Below are 22,066 nucleotides of genomic sequence, written 5' to 3'. Positions count from 1 at the left end.
AATCGGGTAAAATATGATTATCAAATCAATTGAACTGGCGGATTACAGGAATTATGATTTTCTTACGCTTACCTTCGACAAAGGAACGAATATTTTATACGGGGATAACGCTCAGGGAAAAACCAATATTCTGGAAGCCATTTATGTGTCGGCTACCACAAAATCCCACAGAGGAAGCAAGGACAAAGAGATCATAAATTTTGAAAAAGAAGAGGCCCATATCAGAACCTATGTGGAAAAAGAAGGCATAGAAACCAGAGTGGACATGCACCTTAGAAAAAATAAATCCAAGGGAATTGCCATTGACGGCCAGAAGATAAAGAGGGCTGCAGATCTGTTAGGTCTTTGCAATGTAGTTTTCTTTTCTCCGGAGGATTTGGGAATTATCAAAAATGGTCCCTCTGAGAGAAGAAGATTTATGGACATGGAGCTGTGCCAGCTGGATGGCTTTTATCTGTATAATCTCAACCATTATAATAAAATAGTGAATCAACGGAATAAGCTGCTGAAGGATATGTATTTAAATCCCCAGTTGAAGGATACACTGCATATCTGGGATATGCAGCTTGTGTCCTTTGGCAGCAAGATCATCGAGCGCCGAAGGTTGTTTGTTGAGCAGCTCAATGAGATTATCTACGAGATACATAAGAAGCTTTCCGGCGGCAGGGAGGAGCTTTTCATAGAGTATGAGCCTGACACGGAAATCGAGGACTTTGAAAAAAAGCTTCAATTAAGCCAGGAAAGAGATATCAGGGCAAAAATGACCTCTGTGGGTCCCCACAGGGATGATTTTTCCTTCCTTGCAGGAAAGGTGGATATCAGAAAATATGGTTCTCAGGGTCAGCAGAGAACGGCGGCGTTGTCCTTAAAGCTTTCTGAGATAGAGCTTGTAAAAAAGATGACAAAGGATACGCCGGTACTTTTGCTGGACGATGTATTGTCTGAGCTTGACAGCAGCAGGCAGAATTATCTTTTAAACAGCATCGGAGAGATTCAGACGATTATTACCTGTACGGGTCTTGAAGAATTTATCAATAACAGATTTGAGATTGACCGCGTTTTTAAAGTGGCGGAAGGCAGCGTTGTGTGTATGAGCAATCAGTGACGAAAGACAGCGCAGAAATGAGGAGAGTCATGAGCGAAGAATTCATGAAGGATACGACAACAGAAGGGGAATATGGAGCAGACCAGATACAGATTTTAGAGGGGCTGGAGGCCGTGAGAAAAAGGCCCGGCATGTATATTGGGACAACCTCCAGCAGAGGGCTTCATCACCTGGTATATGAGATTGTAGACAATGCAGTGGACGAAGCTCTGGCGGGCTTTTGTGACACTATTGATGTGACTATCAATGAGGATAATTCCGTCACTGTTACGGATAATGGACGTGGAATTCCCGTGGGAATCAATCACAAGGCTGGTATTCCTGCTGTGGAGGTAGTATTTACCATTCTTCATGCAGGAGGAAAATTCGGAGGCGGGGGATATAAGGTTTCCGGCGGACTGCATGGTGTTGGAGCCTCTGTGGTAAATGCCCTGTCAAATTGGCTTGAGGTGGAAATCTGTCAGGATGGAAAAGTATATAAGCAGCGCTACGAAAAGGGAAACGTCTGCTTTCCTTTAAAAGAAATAGGGACCTGTCCGGAGGATAAGACGGGGACTAAGGTTACCTTTCTGCCTGATGAGACAATTTTTACGGAAACCACAGTCTTTGATTTTGATATCTTAAAGAGCCGTCTGCGGGAAATGGCGTTTTTGACAAAGGGCCTTCATATCATTTTGCGTGATAACAGGGTAACGGAGGAACCAAGGGAAGAGAATTTAACAGAAGAGGGTAAGGAGAACACAGAGAAAAGTCCTGATCTGAGTACGGAAAAGGAGCAGGAAAAAAAGCAGATTTCCCAGCTTTTGGAAAGAGCGCAGCCTGTAAAAAAGCAAAAGGTAGTAGAATTTCATTATGAAGGTGGAATCAAGGAATTTGTGGCTTATCTGAATAAGAGCAAAACTCCTATTTATGACAATATTCTTTATTTTGAGGGTGAAAAAAATAACGTGTATGTGGAGGTTTCCTTCCAGCACAATGATTCCTACAATGAAAGTGTATTCAGCTTTGTAAATAACATCAATACGCCGGAGGGCGGAACCCATCTTCAGGGTTTTAGAAACGCACTTACCAAAACCTTTAATGATTATGCCAGAAATGCAAAGCTTTTAAAGGACAGCGAGCCCAATCTGTCCGGAGAGGACATCAGAGAGGGACTTACGGCTATTATCAGCGTAAAGATAGAGGATCCCCAGTTTGAAGGACAAACCAAGCAGAAGCTTGGAAACAGCGAGGCCAGAGGTGCAGTTGACAGTATTGTCAGTGAACAGCTTACCTATTTTTTGGAGCTGAATCCCGCCATTGCAAAAGCAATCTGCGAGAAATCTATTTTGGCTCAGAGAGCCAGGGAGGCTGCCAGAAAGGCCAGGGATTTGACCAGAAGGAAAACGGCTTTAGAGGGCATGTCTCTTCCTGGAAAGCTTGCAGATTGTTCGGACAAGGATCCTAAAAACTGTGAGATTTACATTGTGGAGGGAGATTCCGCAGGAGGAAGCGCAAAGACGGCCCGTTCCCGTGCAACCCAGGCAATTTTACCCCTGCGTGGAAAAATTCTCAATGTGGAAAAGGCAAGGCTGGATAAGATTTATGCAAATGCGGAGATCAAGGCTATGATCACTGCCTTCGGCACCGGCATTCACGAGGATTTCGATATCACAAAGCTTCGCTATGACAAGATTATTATCATGACAGATGCGGATGTGGACGGGGCTCATATCAGTACCCTTCTGCTTACATTCCTTTACCGCTTTATGCCGGATCTGATCAAGGAGGGCCATGTTTTCCTTGCAAAGCCTCCTCTCTATAAGCTTGAAAAAAATAAAAAGGTATGGTACGCCTACAGCGATGAGGAGCTGGATGCGATTCTGAAGGAAGTGGGACGGGATCAGAGCAACAAAATTCAGCGTTATAAGGGTCTTGGAGAGATGGACGCGGAACAGCTCTGGGAGACTACCATGGATCCGGAACGGAGAATTTTGCTGCGCGTAAATTATGACGAGGAGATGGAGTCGGAAATCGATCTCACCTTTACCACCCTTATGGGAGACAAGGTAGAGCCCAGACGGGAATTTATCGAGGAAAATGCAAAGTTTGTAAAAAATCTGGATATATAATAGTTTGCCGAAAGGCGAGAAAGAGGAAGTATGAACGACGATATTTTTGACAAGAATCCGGAGTCTGAGGTGGATAAAATCCACGAAGTGGATTTGAAGGAGCGCATGGAAACCTTTTATATCGATTACGCCATGAGCGTAATCGCTTCCAGAGCTCTTCCCGATGTACGGGACGGTTTGAAGCCTGTGCAGCGAAGAGTTCTGTATTCCATGATAGAATTGAACAACGGCCCTGATAAGCCTCACCGAAAAAGCGCCCGTATTGTGGGTGATACCATGGGTAAATACCATCCTCACGGAGACAGCTCCATATATGGTGCCTTGGTAAATATGGCTCAGGAGTGGTCGACCAGATATCCTCTTGTGGACGGACACGGCAATTTCGGTTCTATGGACGGAGACGGCGCGGCTGCCATGCGTTATACGGAGGCAAGGCTTTCTAAAATTTCCATGGAGCTTCTGGCTGATATCAATAAGGATACTGTGGATTTTATTCCTAACTTTGACGATACGGAAAAAGAGCCTGCAGTGCTTCCCAGCCGTTATCCAAATCTTTTGGTAAACGGCACCACCGGCATTGCGGTGGGAATGGCCACCAATATTCCGCCTCATAATCTGCGTGAGGTGGTGAGCGCTGTTGTAAAAATTATAGATAACAAAGTAAATGAAGGAAGAGCCACTACCATCGAAGAAATACTTCCCATTATAAAGGCTCCTGATTTCCCCACGGGCGGACTGATTCTGGGAACCAGAGGCTGTGAGGAGGCCTACAGAACCGGCCGCGGAAAAATCAGGGTCCGGGCGGTGACGGATATTGAAACTCTTCCCAATGGCAAAAGCCAGATTGTTGCCACAGAGCTCCCCTATATGGTAAATAAGGCAAATCTGATTATCAAGATTGCGGAGCTTGTAAAGCTGAAAAAAATCGACGGCATTGTGGATATCCGGGATGAGTCCAACAGAGAGGGCGTGCGCGTGGTGATCGAGCTGAGAAGAGACGCCAACGCCAATGTGGTGCTGAATCAGCTCTTTAAGCATACACAGCTTCAGGACACCTTTGGTGTGATTATGCTGGCTCTGGTGAACAACGAGCCTAAGGTAATGAACCTTCTGGATATGCTGACTTATTACCTGAAGCATCAGGAGGAGGTTGTCACCAGAAGGACAAAATATGATCTCAACAAGGCTGAGGAAAGGGATCATATCCTGCAGGGACTCTTAAAGGCTCTGGATTTTATTGATGAAGTGATTTCTATTATCCGAAGCAGCCAGAATGCCCAGATAGCAAAGGAAAGGCTGATGGAGCGCTTTGCGCTTTCGGACGCCCAGGCTCAGGCCATTGTGGACATGCGGCTTCGCGCCCTCACAGGTCTGGAAAGAGAAAAGCTTGAAAACGAGCACAGGGAGCTGCAGATTAAGATTGGAGAATTGAAGGCAATTCTTGCGGATGAAAAGCTTCTTTTAAAAGTAATCAAAGAAGAAATGCTGATGATCAGCGAAAAATACGGCGATGAAAGAAGAAGCAAAATCGGATATGATGAATTTGATATTTCCATGGAGGATTTGATTCCCAGAGATAATACTGTAATCGCCATGACGAGCCTTGGATATATCAAGCGTATGACTGTGGATAATTTTAAGGCCCAGAACAGAGGCGGCAAGGGAATCAAGGGAATGCAGACCATAGAGGATGATTACATAGAGGATCTTCTCATGACCACAACCCATCATTATCTGCATTTCTTTACCAGTTTAGGAAGAGTGTATCGATTGAAGGCCTATGAAATTCCGGAAGCGGGGCGGACTGCCAGAGGGACTGCTATTATTAACCTTTTGCAGCTTTCTCCCGGGGAGAAGATAACGGCTATGATACCCATCCGGGAATACGACGGACAGAAAAATCTGTTTATGGTGACCAAAAAGGGAATCGTAAAGAAAACCTCCCTGATGGAATTTTCCAATGTGCGGAAAAACGGTCTTGCAGCCATTCACTTAAAGGATGACGATGAGCTGATAGAGGTAAAAACCACGGACAGCACCAGTGAAATTCTCCTTGTGACCAGACAGGGAATGTGTATCCGCTTCCAGGAGACAGATGTGCGCCCTACGGGAAGAACCTCCATGGGTGTGATTGGCATGAATTTGTCAGACGGGGATGAAATCGTAGGTATGCAGCTGCAGACTCAGGGAGACTCTCTTTTGATTGTATCGGAAAATGGTATGGGAAAGAGAACCTATCTTGATGAATTTACTGTGCAGAAGAGAGGCGGAAAGGGCGTTAAATGCTATAAGATCACCGATAAAACCGGAGATGTGGTGGGCGTCAAGGCGGTCAATGACGACAATGAAATTATGATGATCACCACAGAAGGCATCATTATCCAGCTTCGGATGCAGGATATTTCCACCATGGGAAGAATTACCTCAGGAGTGAAAATGATTCATCTGGATGAGGGTGTCAAGGTGGCCCAGATTGCCAAGGTGCGGGAGAAGGTTTCCAACGGAGATCAGGAATTTGATAATGTGGATGACGCTCTTGAGGAGATTTCTGAAAAGGTAAATAATGCGGCATATAACGATGTTTTGGATGACGAAGAAAAGGAAATTAATATGCCCAGGGAAGAAGAGGAAGAATAAATGTCTGTAGATGCAGTCAGAAATTATTTAAAGCAGTTTGATCTGGATGGAAAGGTAGAGGAATTTACCCAGTCCAGCGCAACGGTGGAGCTGGCAGCGAAGGCTGCCGGCGTTATCCCCGCCATGATTGCAAAGACCCTTTCCTTTAAGGTGCAGGATCATGGAATTTTGATCGTCACCAGCGGGGACACCAAGGTTGACAATCATAAGTACAAAGCAAAATTCGGCACCAAGGCAAAAATGCTGACTCCCGATGAGGTAATGGAATATACGGGACATGGCATAGGGGGCGTCTGTCCCTACGCCAATCCAGAGGGCAGGGTAAAGGTCTATCTGGATGAATCCCTAAAGCGTTATCCCATGGCTCTTCCTGCGGCGGGAAGCCCAAGCAGCTGCGTCAGGCTTACCATAGAGGAGCTGGAGAAATCCTGTCCCGGCGCGGAATGGGTGGATGTGTGCGTTGTTGTGTAATATTTATTTTACGTTAAGGATGACAATTTTATTTTTGTCCGTCTGATCTGCAAATTCAAAATATACAGAATGATCAACTCCCTGGAATGTAAAAAGAAAGGTATACGCATCATCCTCAGAGGAAAATAATTGTTCATAGGTCATTTCTTCCAGATCAAAGCAATAGATTCCTTCCTTTCCGTAAGAGGATTCTCTTCTTTGGTTTGCAATTATATAATGATCCAGAAGAGCGTAAGAAAAGAGACGGCCGGGGGAAAATTCTATTTGAGAGAGTTTTCCCTCATTAAAATCATATACATACAAAATATCAGCATCTCCCGATTCTTCTGTCCAAATGCAGAGATATTCATTGGCAGCAGGCCTGTGCACGGCGCCTTTCACAGAAAGAGTTCTTTTTTCATGGTTATCTATGTTTTGTATGGTGATGGAGGAGGTACCGTCACCCTTTTCTAATGAAATATCATAATTGCCGCATAAGGTAAAGGGATTTACAGCTTGAGACTCTAAATCAAGCTTTTTTGGCTGTGTCTGCGTAGTGGAATCTAGCATATAAATAGTTCTGTCATCTTTGACCTCTTCCCAGATTAAATAGGTTCCGTCAAATATTATATCTGAAATATCCACACAACCATCCTCATGGTATTGGTAAACAAGCTCATCAGAATCCGTCTTTGTATCATAGACTCTGATCTGAGTATTATATTTTTCTTCAAAGGATAAAAGGGAGGCGTCCTCCAGCTTGAGTTCTGCCTGAACCTGTCTTGCAGTATGGGACAATTCTTCAATGGTTTCCTTTAAATCCGATACCTTATCACTGTCTGAAATACAATAACAGATATCATCCTTTACAAAATAAGCGATGTAATTTTCTGTTTCACTGATATCTCCAGTTTCTGTATTCTCGGAGGTTATTTTATTTTGTATTACCGTAACCAGCGCGTCCAGGCTTTCACTTGTATATTGTTCATATAAGGTATATTCATAATTCTGCTCCTGATTAAGGTACTGAAGGGGGAAATCCTCCATTTCCTCTACCGTATAATCCGCAATATAATCACTTGCGTACATCATATGCACATAGATTCCAAATCCATCCTCTTTCACATAGGCTGCGGAAACCCTTCCTGCATCTCCTTCTTTTAAGCTGTAAAGGATTTCCGTTGTCTGATATTCTTCTGGCAGCTTTAAAAACCGGATTCCTGTCTCCGATTCTAACGTTTCCATATCATCAAAATTTCTTTCCACATAAGAGTCGCCGTCATAGGAAAATTCATCGCACAAAGAAGGCTCTGTCGCATCAACCTTATAAAGCGTCCCCAGCGGAATTTCTTCATTGTTCAGCGAAAGAACAGCCTGCATTTCCTCTTTTTCAGTACCGCATGAGCAAAGAAAAAAAAGAAAGAAAAATAGTGTCAAAAATAAATTTTTTTTCATTTTATCCCCTTATTTCAAAATTAGTATTAAAAAATATAATAGCAAATGTGCTATATTTATTATAATGTATTATCAAATATTCGTCTATTAATATTTCATTTTTTTATTTTTATAAATAAGCTTATACCTCTTAAATTTTTTGGCCGTATTGACAAAAAACCAGGATAAGGCTATGATAAAACAGAAGAAAAAATGGGAGAGGTGGAAAATGATTATTTCAGCAGCTGCTTAAGGTAACAAAACAGGTGGAAGAGGGTCTCGTAAAAGAGGGCTTTTTTCTGCGCAGCGGAATAATCATTCTCATCTTTAACCGATTTTTTATGATTGACAGCAATGAATCCTTGACGGATTTATGGTGATGAATAGGTGTGGGAATTTTTATTCCTGCGCCTTTTTTAAACGGTAAAGGAGGATTTGCTATGTCTCAGATTCGTGTAGATCATTTAACTTTTTATTATCAGGGAAGCCCGCAAAATATTTTTGATGATGTATCCTTTCAGATAGATACAAATTGGCGACTGGGGTTTATCGGCAGAAATGGCAAGGGAAAAACAACCTTTTTAAAGCTTCTTAAGGCTGGAAGCAATGGAGAGGGCGGCCTGGGAAATGAAAATTTTGCATATGGGGGAAAGATCACCTGTCCGGAAAAAGTGGATTATTTTCCTTTTTTCGTGGAGTGTCCGGAAAGAAATACCATTGACATTGTAGAGAAAATGTACCCGGATTATGAATTTTGGAAGCTTTGCAGAGAGCTTTCCCTTTTACAGATGGATGCAGATATTTTATACAGGCCCTTTTGCACCTTAAGCGGCGGAGAACAAACTAAGGTGATGCTGGCGGTGCTTTTTTCCATGGAAGAAAATTTTCTATTGATCGATGAACCTACCAATCATTTGGACAAAGAAGCCAGAGAAAGTGTGAGAGAGTATTTGAAGGGGAAAAAGGGATTTATTCTGGTGTCCCATGACAGAGATTTTCTGGATCAGTGTGTGGATCATATTTTGGTGATCAACAGAACCAATATAGAGGTATATCAGGGAAATTTCAGTACCTGGTGGGAGCAGAAAAAGAAGCAGGATGCTTTTGAGCTTTCTGAAAATAAGCGTCTGAAAAGGGAGATAGAGAGGCTGGGAGCGGCGGCAAGGGAAGCGGGAGAGAGAGCCGACAAAGTGGAGGCTGTAAAAATCGGGAGGGTGTGCGATAAAACCATTGCCTCCAGAGCCTATATTGGTGAAAAATCAAGAAAGACACAGATGCGCAGAAAGACTCTTGAGAAGAGAAAAAGCCGTGAAATAGAAGAAAAATCCAAGCTTTTAAAAAATTTGGAGGCTGTGGAGGATTTGAAGCTGTTTCCCTTAAGGCATCCCAAGGAAAGATTGGCAGAGCTTAAGGATGTGCAGATTTTCTATGGAGAAAAGCGGTTAAAAAAGGTAAGCTTTACTATTGAGAATGGAGACTGTGTGGCCCTGCAGGGAAGAAACGGCTGCGGAAAGTCCAGCATAATTAAGGCAATTTTGCAGGAAGCAGGTACGGAAATAAAGTGGACAGGAGAGTTAGAAAAGGCGTCCGGTCTTGTGATTTCCTATGTGCCTCAGAAAAGTGGATTTTTAAAGGGAAACCTGGTTTCGTATGCAGAAAACAGGGGACTGGACATTCCGGTATTTCTGGCGCTTTTGCGCAAGCTTGATTTTGAACGGGAGCAGTTCGAAAAGGATATGGAGCATTACAGTGAGGGACAAAAGAAAAAGGTGCTGATTGCTGCAAGCCTTTGTGAGAAGGCCCATCTTTATATTTGGGATGAGCCCTTAAACTATATTGATATTTTTTCCAGAATGCAGATTGAGGCGCTTTTGCGCACATATCGTCCCACGCTGTTGATGGTGGAGCATGATCGAGCTTTTGTGGAAAAAATCTGTAATAAAAAGATAAGCTGTGAATAAAAAGGATAATGCACATGGGGATGTTTGAGAGCAGGGAAGGCCTGATCAATCAGGATAGATTTGAACAGGCTAAAAAAAAGGTCATAGGAACGGACAGGCAGAGACTTGGTATCGGAACCTTGTCGGAAAAAACAGTACATGCTGTTTTGAAGAATTATTATGAACCGGATGAGGATAAACAGGAAATTCCTATTGAAAATTTTGTGGCTGACATCTATTCTCAGGGAGAGATCATTGAAATTCAAACCCGCCAGTTTAACAAGATGCGGGATAAGCTCAAATGCTTTCTCTCCTTATATCCGGTGACTATCGTATACCCCATACCACGGGAAAAATGGCTGATCTGGATTGATGAGGAAAGCGGAGAGGCCAGCCCAAAAAGAAAATCTCCTGCAAAGGGAAATCCGTATCTTGCCTTTATAGAGCTTTATCGGATCAAAATGTTTTTAAAAGACCCGAATCTGCGTCTTAAGATCGTTTTGCTGGATATGGAGGAATACCGTCTGTTAAACGGATGGAGCAGAGATAAAAAGAAGGGCTCCACCAGGTTTGACCGGATTCCCACGCAGCTTGTGGAGGAGGTGGATATTACCTGCCTTCAGGATTACCTGCAGTTTGTTCCCTGGGAGCTTGCAGAGTCCTTTACCTCAAAGGACTTTGCAAAGGCTGCTCATATTCCGGTATCTCTGGCCAGAACGGTATTGAACATATTAAACTATGTGGGAGTGGTAAAGCAGGTGGGAAAAGCGGGAAATTCTTTTTTATACCAGACTGTTTGGTGACAGAATAAAGATTTCGTTAGAAAAACAGTTACAAAATTGTGGATTTCATTTTTGTTTGTTATGATAAAGGGTAAAGGAAATTTTTAGCTGATTTTCAGCGGAAAAGCTTACAGGAAAGGAAGTTATTTATGCTGGAAAATGTTATAGCAATCGTTTTGACTGTCATTGCGGCGGCAGCTGGAATCTGGTGCATGTGGTTTGAAAATTTTAAAAAGTAGATTTTATAAGCCATAAAAATTATTGTATTTTAAAAAGAATTGTGCTACACTAGGCACGTCAATTAAATAGCGTTATGGGTGTCGGAGGACAGGGGCACGGAAAATTTTTTGAAGCTGCTCTTTGTCTGGCTCCGGTGAAAAGGGAAGCAGGTGGAAGTCCTGCACGAACCCGTCGCTGTAATAGAGGAGTCCTGCTTTGCCGCAAGGTTTCACTCACTGAAAACATTATTGTTTTTGGGAAGAGAAAGCAGGGTGAGGATACTTAAGTCAGAAGACCTGCCCGTAACGGATGCTGTAGACCACGCGGATTTGGTTTGTACAGAAGGACGGATAGGATTTTTGCTGGAAATGATATCCCTGTTTTTTGTGTATAAAGCTTCTGCGGCCTGCAGGAGCTTTTTTATTGACAGGAAGGATGCAGATGCGTCTCTTTCCTTATAAAATCAGGGAGGAAAATGAAAATGACAGAAACAAAAAAGAGCAGTAAAAAAACAGTGATTGGCGTGCTGATTCTGGTAGTGTTGATTGCAGTGCTGGGAATTGTGTACGCAGTATTTCGCGAGAAGCCCACAGAGGGAACCAAGAATATTACCATCGAGGTAGTGAACAAGGAGCAGGAAACCTCCTCCTATGAGGTGCAGACCAGCGCGGAATATCTCAGAGGGGCCATGGAGGAGGCAGAGGGCCTTACCTTTGCCGGAACAGACAGCGAATTTGGCCTTACCGTGGATACGGTAAACGGTGAAACGGCGGATTACAATACGGACGGAGCGTACTGGGCCTTTTATGTGAACGGGGAATACTGTAACTATGGTGTGGATTCCCAGCCCATTGCAGACGGAGATGTTTTCACCATTGCCTATACGGTATTTACCATGGAAGAATGAAAATGAAAAAAATAACTGTCAGAGATATTACCTTAATCGGCATGATGGTGGCGGTGATCGAGGTATGCAAGGCAGCTTTAAGCTTCCTGCCCAATATTGAGCTGACCACCTTCTGGCTGATTTTGTTTACCTTGTATTTTGGCAGAAAAATCCTTTTGGTGATTCCTGTTTTTATCCTGATAGAGGGATGTATTTACGGCTTTGGGCTTTGGTGGGTTATGTATCTGTATATGTGGCCTTTATTGGTGCTTCTTGTATGGATTTTTAAAAAGCATGGCTCCGTTTGGTTTTTCAGCACCCTGTCCGGCCTGTTTGGCTTGTTTTTCGGGTTTTTCTGCGCCATCCCCTATGTGGTGATTGGCGCCTGGGACGGGGGAATCCAAAATGGCCTCTATGCGGGGTTTACCTGGTGGGTGGCCGGAATTCCCTGGGATATCGTCCACGGCGTGGGCAATTTTGTGCTGATGCTTGTGTTGTACCATCCCGTGCGCCGGGTGATGGAGAGGATGAAAAGCAGGTGGACTTAAGGGTCAGTCCTCCTCATCATTTTTGCTGGAATTGGGGAGAGAGAAAATAAACTCGCTTCCCTCTCCCGGGGTGCTGATCACATTGATATGCTCGCCGTGTGCGTTTATGATCTCTTTTACGATGGACAGTCCGAGGCCGGTTCCCTTTTTATCCTTGCCACGGGAGAGATCGGATTTGTAAAACCGGTCCCAGATCAGCTTTAAATCCTCCTTGGGGATGCCGATTCCTGTGTCCTTCACCGATACAAACAGCTTATTTTTCTTTTCAGCAGTCTCTATTTTAATAATGGAATTCTGATGACTGAATTTGATGGCATTGTCCAGCAGGTTATACAAAACCTGCTGTATTTTTCCCATATCTGCATTCACATACATGATATCCCCTGTGAGAACCATTTCGATGGCAATATTTTTCCGGCGGCAGGTTCCCTCAAAGGAAGCGGCAGTGCTTCGGATGACCTGGTTGATATCAAAGTCCGTGCGGTCTAGCAGCATGCCCTTGGTGTTTAAATTGTTCAGGGTAAGCAGGCTGTTGGTGAGCTTTGTCAGCCGCTCTGTCTCGTTTAATACAATAGTGAGATATTTGTCGTACATATCCGGGGAAATTGTACCGTCCTTCATGGCCTCCAGATATCCGCGGATGGAGGTGAGAGGGGAGCGGAAGTCGTGGGATACGTTTGCCACGAATTTTTTCTGATCATCCTCAGACCTGGCAATTTCACTTGCCATGTAATTCAGACAGGCGGCCAGATATCCGATTTCATCCTCGCTGTCCACCTGAAATTCGTAGTGCATATTTCCTGCGGCGTACTGCTCTGTGGCGTGTGTGATTTTCCGCAAGGGAATATAGACGATTTCCGTAAAGAAAATCAAAATAATCAGCGAAAGCAGAAATAAAATAACCAGAGTGATATAGGAAATATTCAAAAGGCTGTTGCAGGATTCCTCGATATCCTGCATATCACAATGGATGGCCACATATCCCTTTACCATATAATTTGAGGTGATGGGGGCCAGCACAGTGAGCACATCCGTGTTGAAGCTTCCAAAAAAATCTCCTATGGTATAATAGGAGCCGCTTGTGATGGTGGGATCAAAATTCTCGATCACCACCACATTTTCCACATCTATGGGAGTATTGGTGTCCAACACCAGACGCCCGGAAGGATTGATAATGCGGATCACGGAGTTTAAGTACACTGCCAGGGAATCCAGCTGTGTTTTTACGGTTTCGAGACTGGTCTCGTTGGTGTAAAGGCCGCTGGCGTAAGTATTTCCGATGAGAGTGGCTTCATAGTAAAGGCTTTCGGCTTTTTCCCGGATCAGATGCTCCCTTGTCATGCTGGGGACGAAGGTGGTGACGATGATAAAGCCGAAAACGCCGAAAATGAAATAAGCCAGCACAAATTTCAGATAAAGGGTTTTTTTCATGATTCACTGCGCACCTCAAATTTGTAGCCGATTCCCCAGATAGTTGAAATCTTCCAGTTAGCGTGATCCTTGATCTTTTCCCGAAGGCGTTTGATGTGCACATCCACAGTGCGGGTATCCCCAATGTATTCATAGCCCCAAATCTGATCCAGAAGCTGTTCTCTGGTAAAAACATGGTTGGGGGAGGAGGCCAGAAAATACAAAAGCTCCAGCTCCTTGGGAGGCATCTCCACGGTATGCCCCATATAGACCACGGAATAATTTGTAAGGTTGATGGAAAGGTCCTGATATTCCACACATTTGTCGTTTGGGTTTTCCGGCAGCACTACCGCAGGCTTATACCGGCGCAGAACGGCTTTTACCCGGGCCACCAGCTCCTTGGAGTCAAAGGGCTTTTCGATGTAATCATCTGCGCCCAGCTCCAGTCCCAGCACCTTGTCAAAAACCTCTCCCTTTGCGGAAAGCATGATGATGGGAATGGTGTGCTTTGCCCGAACCTCTCTGCAGACCTGATATCCGTCAATGCCGGGAAGCATCAGATCCAGAAGAATCAAATTGGGAGAAAAGCTCTCCACTGCAGGAAGAACGGACTCTCCATCGTTTACGATCAAGGTTTCATAGCATTCCTTTGTGAGATACAGAGAAATCAGCTCTGCAATGTTGTTGTCGTCATCTACAATTAAAATTTTCTGTTTATTTACCATACCTGCTCCTTTATATAAATCATACAGTTCTATCGGAAGGTTACAATGGTAACGCCTGCATCTCCCTCTCCATACTCTCCCAGACGGAAATCCTTTACGTATTTCAGGCGCTTTAAATGATTGTGCACGGCGTTTCTAAGGGCTCCGGTTCCTTTGCCATGGACAATGCGCACACTGGGAAGATGGGCCAGATAAGCGTCGTCTAAGTATTTGTCCAAAAGGGAAAGAGCCTCGTCCACTGTTTTGCCCAGAAGATTGATCTCCGTGGAAACGGAATAGGATTTGGACAGCTTGATCTTACCGGTATTGGTGCGCTGGAGCCTGGGGGAGGTTACGGTCTCCTCCTCTGCGAATACTAGGTCTTTTACGTTTGTCTGGGTGCGTATGATACCGCACTGGACGAACAAGGCTCCCTTGGAGTCGGGGAGTGTGCTTACAGTGCCCTTTAACCCCATGGAAACGATTTTTACGCTGTCCCCCTTTTTCAGCTTTTTGGGGTCGATTCCGATTTTTTTGGAAGTTTCGGAGGAATTCTTTAAGCTGAGCTTTTGGCTTTTTTCCTCTATTTTTCCTCGCAGCTTCTGCCTTTTTTTCTCAAGCTCCTTGATATCCGATCCGGCGCCTGCTTTATTAAAGTCCCGGATGGTCTCGTCCGCCACTTCCTTTGCCTCCTGCAGAATGGCTCTGGCCTTTTCATTGGCCTCCTGCAGGATACGCTCCTTTGCCCGGTCGATTTTTTCGTTCTTTTGTCGGAGCTGTTCTTCCAGGGTGCGGACCTTTTCTTTATACTGGGCTGCTTCCTGCCGTTCCCTTTCGATGGTGATCCGGCTTTGCTCCAAATCTGCGATCACATCCTCGAAGGTCTTTTCCTCCTTGCCGATCTGTTCCTTTGCGGCGTTTATGATCTCATCAGGAAGCCCCAGCTTTGAGGAGATGGCAAAGGCGTTGCTTTTGCCAGGTATGCCGATCAAAAGCCGGTAGGTGGGACGCAGGGTTTCCACATCGAATTCACAGCAGGCGTTTTCCACAAAGGGGGTGGAGAGGGCGTAGAGCTTCAGCTCGCTGTAGTGGGTGGTGGCTATGGTGCGGATTCCCCTGTCATGCAGATGATTTAAAATGGCAATGGCAAGGGCCGCTCCCTCCGTGGGGTCCGTTCCGGCTCCAAGCTCGTCAAACAGGCACAGAGAGTTTTCATCCGCATGGGCCAGAATGTGGACAATGCTGGTCATGTGGGAGGAAAATGTGGACAGGCTCTGTTCGATGCTCTGCTCATCTCCGATATCCGCGTAAACCTCCGTAAAGATACAAAGCTGGGAGCGGTCAAGAGCGGGAATATGAAGCCCCGCCTGTCCCATGAGGGCAAAAAGCCCCACTGTTTTTAAGGATACGGTTTTTCCTCCGGTATTTGGCCCGGTAATGATCAAAAGGTCGAATTCCTTTCCCAGATGGATGTCGATGGGAACCACCTTCTTTTTGTCCAAAAGGGGATGGCGTCCCTTTCTGATCTGGATATAGCCCTCTGTATTGAATTGGGGCCTGGTGGCGTTTTGCTCCATGGCAAGCTTTGCCTTTGCAAAAATAAAATCCAGCTGTGTCATCACGGTCTGATTTTGGGCGAGCTCCTCCGTATGCTCTCCCGCCATGGCGCTTAAGGAGGCTAAGATTCGTTCGATTTCCTCCTGCTCCTTTAAGGCGAGCTCTTTTAATTGATTGTTTAAATTCACCACAGCGGCAGGCTCGATAAAAAAGGTGGAGCCTGTGGAGGACTGGTCGTGAACCATTCCGCTTACCTGTCCCTTGTACTCTGCCTTTACGGGGAGGCAGTAGCGGTCATTTCGCATGGTGATCACTGCATCCTGCAGATAGGTGCGAAGAGAGCCGTTGACCATGGAATTTAACTGGGAATGTATTTTTTCATTGGTAAGCAAAATAGAACGGCGGATGCCTTTGAGCTGTGGGCTGGCGTCGTCTGCAATTTCCTCCTCGGACAAAATACAGCGGTTGATCTCCGAGGCTATCTGTGTCAGAGGAGTGAGCTGTTCAAAATATCCGTCCAGACTGTCTGTCTTATCCTCCTCCCTTTCCCTTCTTCCATAGGTGCGAACCCGGTTTACATTGTCCAAAAAGCCCGCGATCTTTAAAAGCTCCGATGCGGAAAGGGTGCTTCCCACCTCCAGGGACTTTATGGAAAATGAAAGATTGGTGTTGCTGCCAAAGGAAGTGCTGCCTGCTTTAAACAGGCGGGAGAGAGCATCCTTCGTTTCCTCCTGTGCTTTTTGTATTTCACGGATGTCTGTGGAGGGCAGAAGGCCGCGGCAGCAGTTTCTGCCCGGTTCGGAATCCGCTTTATCGGTTAAAAGCCGTATGACCTTATAATATTCCAAGGTCCTTAATCCCTTTTCGTTCATATTTCCTCTCATTCTGCCGCGCAGGCGGCTTTGAAATTCTGGAACGTAATCATTATAGCATAGGTGAAAAGGATTTTGGTATAGGATTCTTTACTTTTATAGGGGAATCCGATATACTTTTAGGGAAAGATGCCCAGGGAAAGAGGAAGAAGATGTCTGGTTTGGAACAGAAGGACAAAAACGATTTCTTGATTGAAAAGATAAAGGAACGGCCGGTGAATAAAAGAAAGCTGATCCGGCGGACCATCATCACTGCTGCCATGGCCGTTATTTTCGGTTTGATTGCCTGCTTTACCTTTCTTGTGCTGGAGCCGGTGATCAGCAACTGGCTTTATCCTGAGGAGGAGCCTCAGCCCATTGTCTTTCCAGAGGACCAAGAGGAAATGTCGCCGGAGGAAATGCTGTCTGACAATATGCAGGCCCAGAATCAGGAGGAAAGCAGACAGGAAACAGAGGTTGTGTTAGAGGAGGAACAGATTGAGTCAATTCTTTCTCAGATTCAGCTGGATAAAGAGGATTACAGACAGCTGTACACTGCCATGTCGGAATTTGTTTCCCAGCTCAATGAATCCATGGTGACGGTTACAGGGGTCACCTCCAATATTGACTGGTTTAACAACGTGCAGGAAAGCCAGAACCAATCCTTCGGCGTGATAATAGCCAACAACGGGAGAGAGCTCCTTGTGCTGGCGGACAATACGCCCATAAGTGATGCCCAGGAGCTTTCCATGGAATTCTATAACGGAGTGCAGGTAAAAGCCCAGGTAAAGCAGAAGGATTCCTTTACCAATCTGGCGGTGCTTTCCGTAAGCTTAAATGATCTTCCCCAGGAGAACAGGGAGGATTTGATCAAGGTGGCAGTTCTTGGCTCCTCCAATGCCAAAAATATTGTGGGAACCCCGGTGATTGCAATGGGAAGTCCCATGGGGATCAGCAATTCTGTGGGATACGGCATGATTACCGCCGTCAACAGCCAGCTCTTTGCCGTGGACAGAAATTATAAGCTTCTGTTTACGGATATCAGCGGAAGCAGAAATGGGGGAGGAGTGCTTTTTAACCTGCAAGGACAGGTAATCGGAATTATAACCAGTGAAAAGGCCGGTTCAGACATGACCAATGTGATTGGCGCTTACGGTATTACAGAGCTGAAAAAGGTCATCGAAAAAATGTCAAACGGCGAGAGCGTGGCCTATCTGGGCGTCAGTGGAGTGGATGTAACACAGGAGGCTCATGAGGAGCTGGGAGTGCCCTACGGAGCTTATGTGAGGGAAGTGGATATGGATTCACCTGCCATGCTGGCCGGTATACAGCAAGGGGATGTGATTGTAGCCATAGACGACAGAACCATTGTAAATTTCGGGGAATATTCTACGGTGCTTCTGCAGATGGAGGCAGGAGACCAGGTAAATATTCAGATCATGCGCCAGGCCCAAAACGAGTACAGGGAAATGAATTTCAGCATTGTACTGGGAACAGCAGAATAGAGAAAGGAGAGGGGCTTTGGGCCCTGTGAAAAATGAAATATATCAAGGACTTTAAAGAGGGAGACAGAATTTTTGACATTTACCTGTGCAAGCATAAGCAGCCGGCGGTGACAAAAAACGGGAAGGCATACGAAAATGTGATTCTCCAGGATAAAACGGGAACCATAGACGCAAAGGTGTGGGAGCCCAACAATCCCGGCATCGGCGATTATGACACCATGGATTATATAGAGGTTTACGGAGATGTGACTAATTTTTTAGGGACCCTTCAGGTCAGCGTAAAAAGAATCCGGGTGTGCAGGGAAGGAGAATACAACGCTGCAGACTATCTTCCTGTAAGCTCCAAAAACATTGATGAAATGTATAAAGAGCTGGTTTCTTTGATACGAAGCATACAAAATTCCTATTTGAGACAGCTTTTGGAAGCCTTTTTTGTGGAGGATAGTGACTTTGTAAAGGTATTCTGCAATTCCTCCGCAGCAAAAACAGTACATCATGGGTTTGTGGGAGGATTATTGGAGCATACTTTAAGTGTGACAAAGCTGTGCGATTATTATTGCAGCGCTTATCCCATTTTAAAGAGAGACCTTCTTTTGACAGCGGCCATGTGCCACGATATTGGGAAAACCCGGGAAATATCCGCTTTTCCGGCAAATGATTACACAGACGAGGGACAGCTTTTGGGGCACATTGTTATGGGAGCCCAGATGGTTGCGGGAAAAGCAGCCAAGATCAAGGATTTTCCGGACAGCCTGCTGACACAGGTGGAGCACTGTATTTTGGCCCATCATGGGAAATACGAGTATGGTTCTCCCAAGGTGCCTGCCATTATTGAAGCCTTGGCCCTGAATTATGCGGACGACACAGATGCGAAGCTGGAGACCTTTAAAGAAATTCTGGAAAATAATGCAGACAATGCTGGCTGGTTTGGTTATAACAGATTGTTTGATTCCAATTTGAGAGCCAGCAGGCTGCAGTAGAAGGAAAGAAACGTTTGAGAAGGGAGATTGAAATGAAAATCAGCGACAGCGTAAGATATATTGGTGTAAATGATCACAAGACGGACTTGTTTGAAGGCCAGTACCCTGTTCCGATGGGTATGTCCTATAATTCCTATGTGATTCTGGATGAAAAGATTGCGGTTATGGATACCGTGGACGAGAGCTTTACCGGAGAATGGCTGGAAAATCTGGAAAGAGAGCTGGATGGACGAAGGCCCGACTATCTGATCGTTCAGCACATGGAGCCGGACCACTCAGGGGGAATTCCTTTGTTCCTGCGCAAATATCCAGACGCAAAGGTGGCAGCTACACCAAAAACCTTTGAAATGATAAAGCAGTTTCTTTATGGGGAAGAGGACGGCGCCCTTTTACAGGAAAAGATTGCGGAAAGAAGCATAAAGGCGGAGAACGGAGGCACCCTGTCCCTGGGAAGCCACACACTGCAGTTTCTCTTTGCTCCCATGGTTCACTGGCCGGAGGTGATGATGACCTACGAGCAGACGGAGCAGCTTTTCTTTAGTGCGGACGCCTTCGGAAAGTTTGGAGCCCTGGATAAAGAAGAGCCCTGGGCGGACGAGGCCCGCCGCTACTATATCGGCATTGTGGGGAAATATGGAGTGCAGGTGCAGAATGTATTAAAGAAGGCAGCAGAGCTTGACATTGCCGCCATCTACCCGCTTCATGGACCCATTTTACAGGAAAACCTGGGATATTATCTGGATCTGTATCAAAAATGGTCCTCCTATACGCCGGAAAGCCAGGGAATTGCAGTTTTCTATGCTTCCATTTACGGACACACAAGGAAGGCGGCTCTTTTCCTTGCGGAGGAATTGAAGAAAAGAAATGCAGGGGAGGTTGTGGTTTATGATCTGGCCAGAACCGACCTGTCTCAGGCCGTATCAGAGGCTTTCCGCTATGATAAGCTTGTGCTGGCATGCAGCACCTATAACGGCGGTATTTTTCCCTTTATGGAGGATTTTATCCGAAGGCTTCTGGAAAGAAACTTTCAAAACCGCAGAATCGGTCTTATAGAAAACGGCTCCTGGGCGCCCATGGCTGCTAAGGTGATAAAGGGAATGTTTGAGAAGAGTAAAAATATTACTTTTACAGATACCACCGTCACCATCACGTCCGCCATGAAGGAGCAGGATAAGGAACAGATGGAGAAGATGATTCTGGAGCTTTTGGACAAATAAGAAAGTTTCAAATTAAAATGCTGCGAAAACGGGAGAAGGCATGGAATATCAAAAAAATGATCACGTTACCGTCACGATAGAGGATATGGATAAGGACGGACAGGGAATCGGAAAGGTTGACGGCTTTACCTTGTTTGTGAAGGACGCCGTTATCGGCGACCAGGTGGAGGCCAAAATTGTAAAGAGTAAAAAGCATTATGCTTACGCCAGATTAGAGAAGGTGCTTGCGCCTTCTCCTTTTCGCGTGGAGCCAAAATGCCCTGTGTGCAGACAGTGCGGCGGCTGCCAGCTCCAGCCCCTTTCCTATGAAAGACAGCTTTTGTTTAAACAGGAAAAAATCAAAAACAATCTCATCCGCATCGGCGGCTTTTCTCCCGACTATGTGGAAGCCAGAATGGAGCCTGTAATCGGCATGGAAAACCCCTTCCGCTACCGCAATAAGGCCCAATATCCTGTGGGAAGAGACAAAGAGGGAAGGGTGACGGCTGGCTTTTATGCGGGCCGCACCCACTACATTATTCCCAATCAGGACTGTCTTCTTGGTCCGGAGGAGAACCAGAAGATTTTGCAGGTCATCTTAAATTACATGGAAGAAAACCATATTCCACCCTATGAGGAAGCCACGGGCCTTGGATTGGTGCGCCATATATTGATCAGAAAAGGCTTTTCCACCGGCGAAATCATGGTCTGCCTTGTACTCAATAAAAAAATGACAAAATTGTCATATCAAGCCAGGGGCACACAGAAACGAAACAATGAATTTTTGCCTAATCAGGGAGAATTGCTTGCAAAACTGGCCCGGATACAAGGCATGACAAGTGTGTCAGTCAGCATCAATACCGAAAAAACCAACGTAATCATGGGAAAGGAAATACATAACCTTTGGGGACAGCCCTTTATCACCGATGTGCTTCATACAAGAGATATGCAAAGGGAAGGGTATCCGGCCACAGAAAGGGCATTGACCTTTAAAATTTCTCCCCTTTCCTTTTATCAGGTAAATCCCGTACAGACAGAAAAGCTCTACAGTCTCGCCCTGGAATATGCAGACCTTACGGGAAAGGAAATCGTGTGGGACTTGTACTGCGGCATTGGAACCATTTCCCTTTTCCTTGCAGAAGGCGCAAAAAAGGTGTATGGAGTGGAGATTGTGCCCCAGGCCATAGAGGATGCAAAGGAGAACGCAGTTTTAAACGGTATAGAAAACGCAGAATTTTTTGCTGGCAGTGTACAGGAGGCGCTGTCGGAGGAGGCCTTGGGAAAATCCATCCTGCCCCCTGATGTGGTGGTGGTGGACCCGCCCAGAAAAGGCTGCGATCAGGCATGCCTTTCCGCTATGCTGAAGCTGCGCCCGGAGCGGATTGTGTATGTGAGCTGCGACTCCTCCACCCTGGCCCGGGATTTGAAGATTCTGTGCGATGGGGGGTATGAGGTGAAGAGAGTCAGGGGTGTGGACCAGTTTGGGATGACGGTGCATGTTGAGACGGTAGTACTTTTGTCCAAACTTAATACCAAGCAGCATATCGAGGTGGAGTTGAATCTGGACGAACTGGATTTGACAGCGGCGGAGAGCAAGGCTACCTATGAAGAGATTAAGGAGTATGTGCTGGAGAAGTATGGCTTGAAGGTGTCCAGCCTGTATATCTCCTAGGTTAAGCGGAAGTGCGGGCTGGATGTGGGGCAGAATTATAATCTGTCAAAGAAGGAAGACGCTAAAGTGCCGCAGTGTC

The 22,066-nt window shown here is 45.5% G+C and carries 15 protein-coding genes, 1 pseudogene and 1 riboswitch; of the genes and pseudogenes, 12 read left to right on the top strand and 4 right to left on the bottom strand.

Features of this window, described 5'->3' with window-relative positions:
• Positions 1–13: 13 nt before the first annotated feature.
• The 4 genes from recF to SHK35_RS09495 are packed head-to-tail and all read left to right on the top strand — an operon-like array spanning position 14 to position 6,324.
• The gene (recF, locus tag SHK35_RS09510) at positions 14–1,105 is read left to right on the top strand and encodes a DNA replication/repair protein RecF (RefSeq protein ID WP_318705098.1); all 1,092 of its coding nucleotides are present in this window, start codon (positions 14–16) and stop codon (positions 1,103–1,105) included.
• Between the two features lie 44 nt (positions 1,106–1,149).
• On the top strand, positions 1,150–3,216 hold the full coding sequence (gyrB, locus tag SHK35_RS09505; protein WP_442867439.1) for a DNA topoisomerase (ATP-hydrolyzing) subunit B: 2,067 nt from the start codon (positions 1,150–1,152) through the stop codon (positions 3,214–3,216).
• A 30-nt stretch (positions 3,217–3,246) separates the two neighbouring features.
• On the top strand, positions 3,247–5,853 hold the full coding sequence (gene gyrA / locus SHK35_RS09500) for a DNA gyrase subunit A (RefSeq protein WP_318709607.1): 2,607 nt from the start codon (positions 3,247–3,249) through the stop codon (positions 5,851–5,853).
• Positions 5,854–6,324, top strand: coding sequence for a YbaK/EbsC family protein (locus SHK35_RS09495; RefSeq protein WP_318709606.1), 471 nt, complete (start codon positions 5,854–5,856; stop codon positions 6,322–6,324).
• Positions 6,325–6,327: 3 nt separating this feature from the next.
• Here the strand turns inward: SHK35_RS09495 and SHK35_RS09490 are convergent, their stop codons facing one another.
• Positions 6,328–7,683, bottom strand: a complete 1,356-nt coding sequence (locus SHK35_RS09490; protein WP_318709605.1) for a hypothetical protein — start codon at positions 7,681–7,683, stop codon at positions 6,328–6,330.
• Between the two features lie 494 nt (positions 7,684–8,177).
• Here SHK35_RS09490 and abc-f point away from each other — a divergent pair, with 494 nt between their 5' ends.
• From abc-f to SHK35_RS09470, 4 genes are all read left to right on the top strand, one after another.
• Entirely contained in the window at positions 8,178–9,698 is a 1,521-nt protein-coding gene (abc-f, locus tag SHK35_RS09485; protein ID WP_318709604.1) for a ribosomal protection-like ABC-F family protein, read from the top strand.
• Between the two features lie 14 nt (positions 9,699–9,712).
• A complete protein-coding gene (locus SHK35_RS09480; protein ID WP_318709603.1) occupies positions 9,713–10,480 on the top strand; it encodes a hypothetical protein in 768 nt (255 codons plus the stop codon).
• Positions 10,481–10,807: 327 nt separating this feature from the next.
• Positions 10,808–10,996, top strand: a riboswitch (cobalamin riboswitch).
• A gap of 163 nt (positions 10,997–11,159) precedes the next feature.
• Complete coding sequence (locus SHK35_RS09475; protein ID WP_318705091.1) at positions 11,160–11,585, top strand: DUF4430 domain-containing protein; 426 nt, start codon at positions 11,160–11,162, stop codon at positions 11,583–11,585.
• A gap of 2 nt (positions 11,586–11,587) precedes the next feature.
• Complete coding sequence (locus SHK35_RS09470; RefSeq protein WP_318709602.1) at positions 11,588–12,112, top strand: hypothetical protein; 525 nt, start codon at positions 11,588–11,590, stop codon at positions 12,110–12,112.
• Between the two features lie 3 nt (positions 12,113–12,115).
• Here the strand turns inward: SHK35_RS09470 and SHK35_RS09465 are convergent, their stop codons facing one another.
• The 3 genes from SHK35_RS09465 to SHK35_RS09455 are packed head-to-tail and all read right to left on the bottom strand — an operon-like array spanning position 12,116 to position 16,655.
• On the bottom strand, positions 12,116–13,543 hold the full coding sequence (locus tag SHK35_RS09465) for a HAMP domain-containing sensor histidine kinase (protein ID WP_318705089.1): 1,428 nt from the start codon (positions 13,541–13,543) through the stop codon (positions 12,116–12,118).
• Positions 13,540–14,247 carry a response regulator transcription factor gene (locus SHK35_RS09460; protein WP_318705088.1) on the bottom strand — a complete coding sequence of 236 codons (708 nt, stop codon included), beginning with the start codon at positions 14,245–14,247 and terminating at the stop codon, positions 13,540–13,542. The genes SHK35_RS09465 and SHK35_RS09460 overlap by 4 nt, the downstream gene beginning before the upstream one ends.
• Positions 14,248–14,276: 29 nt before the next feature.
• Positions 14,277–16,655 carry an endonuclease MutS2 gene (locus SHK35_RS09455; protein ID WP_318709601.1) on the bottom strand — a complete coding sequence of 793 codons (2,379 nt, stop codon included), beginning with the start codon at positions 16,653–16,655 and terminating at the stop codon, positions 14,277–14,279.
• A 152-nt stretch (positions 16,656–16,807) separates the two neighbouring features.
• On the opposite strand from SHK35_RS09455, the gene SHK35_RS09450 reads away from it, so the two are divergent.
• The 4 genes and pseudogenes from SHK35_RS09450 to rlmD all read left to right on the top strand — a co-directional run.
• Positions 16,808–18,139, top strand: coding sequence for a S1C family serine protease (locus tag SHK35_RS09450; protein WP_318709600.1), 1,332 nt, complete (start codon positions 16,808–16,810; stop codon positions 18,137–18,139).
• A 32-nt stretch (positions 18,140–18,171) separates the two neighbouring features.
• Positions 18,172–19,119, top strand: a complete 948-nt coding sequence (locus tag SHK35_RS09445; protein WP_318709599.1) for a 3'-5' exoribonuclease YhaM family protein — start codon at positions 18,172–18,174, stop codon at positions 19,117–19,119.
• A gap of 14 nt (positions 19,120–19,133) precedes the next feature.
• Positions 19,134–20,336, top strand: a complete 1,203-nt coding sequence (locus tag SHK35_RS09440) for an FprA family A-type flavoprotein (RefSeq protein WP_318709598.1) — start codon at positions 19,134–19,136, stop codon at positions 20,334–20,336.
• Between the two features lie 40 nt (positions 20,337–20,376).
• Positions 20,377–22,066 (top strand): annotated as a pseudogene (gene rlmD, locus SHK35_RS09435) (23S rRNA (uracil(1939)-C(5))-methyltransferase RlmD); the annotation flags it as partial.

The sequence above is a fragment of the Candidatus Acetatifactor stercoripullorum genome (assembly GCF_944382095.1).
Lineage (GTDB): Bacteria > Bacillota > Clostridia > Lachnospirales > Lachnospiraceae > Acetatifactor > Acetatifactor stercoripullorum.
Note: the sequence above shows the minus strand (reverse complement) of the source record. Positions and strands in the feature narration are given on the sequence as shown.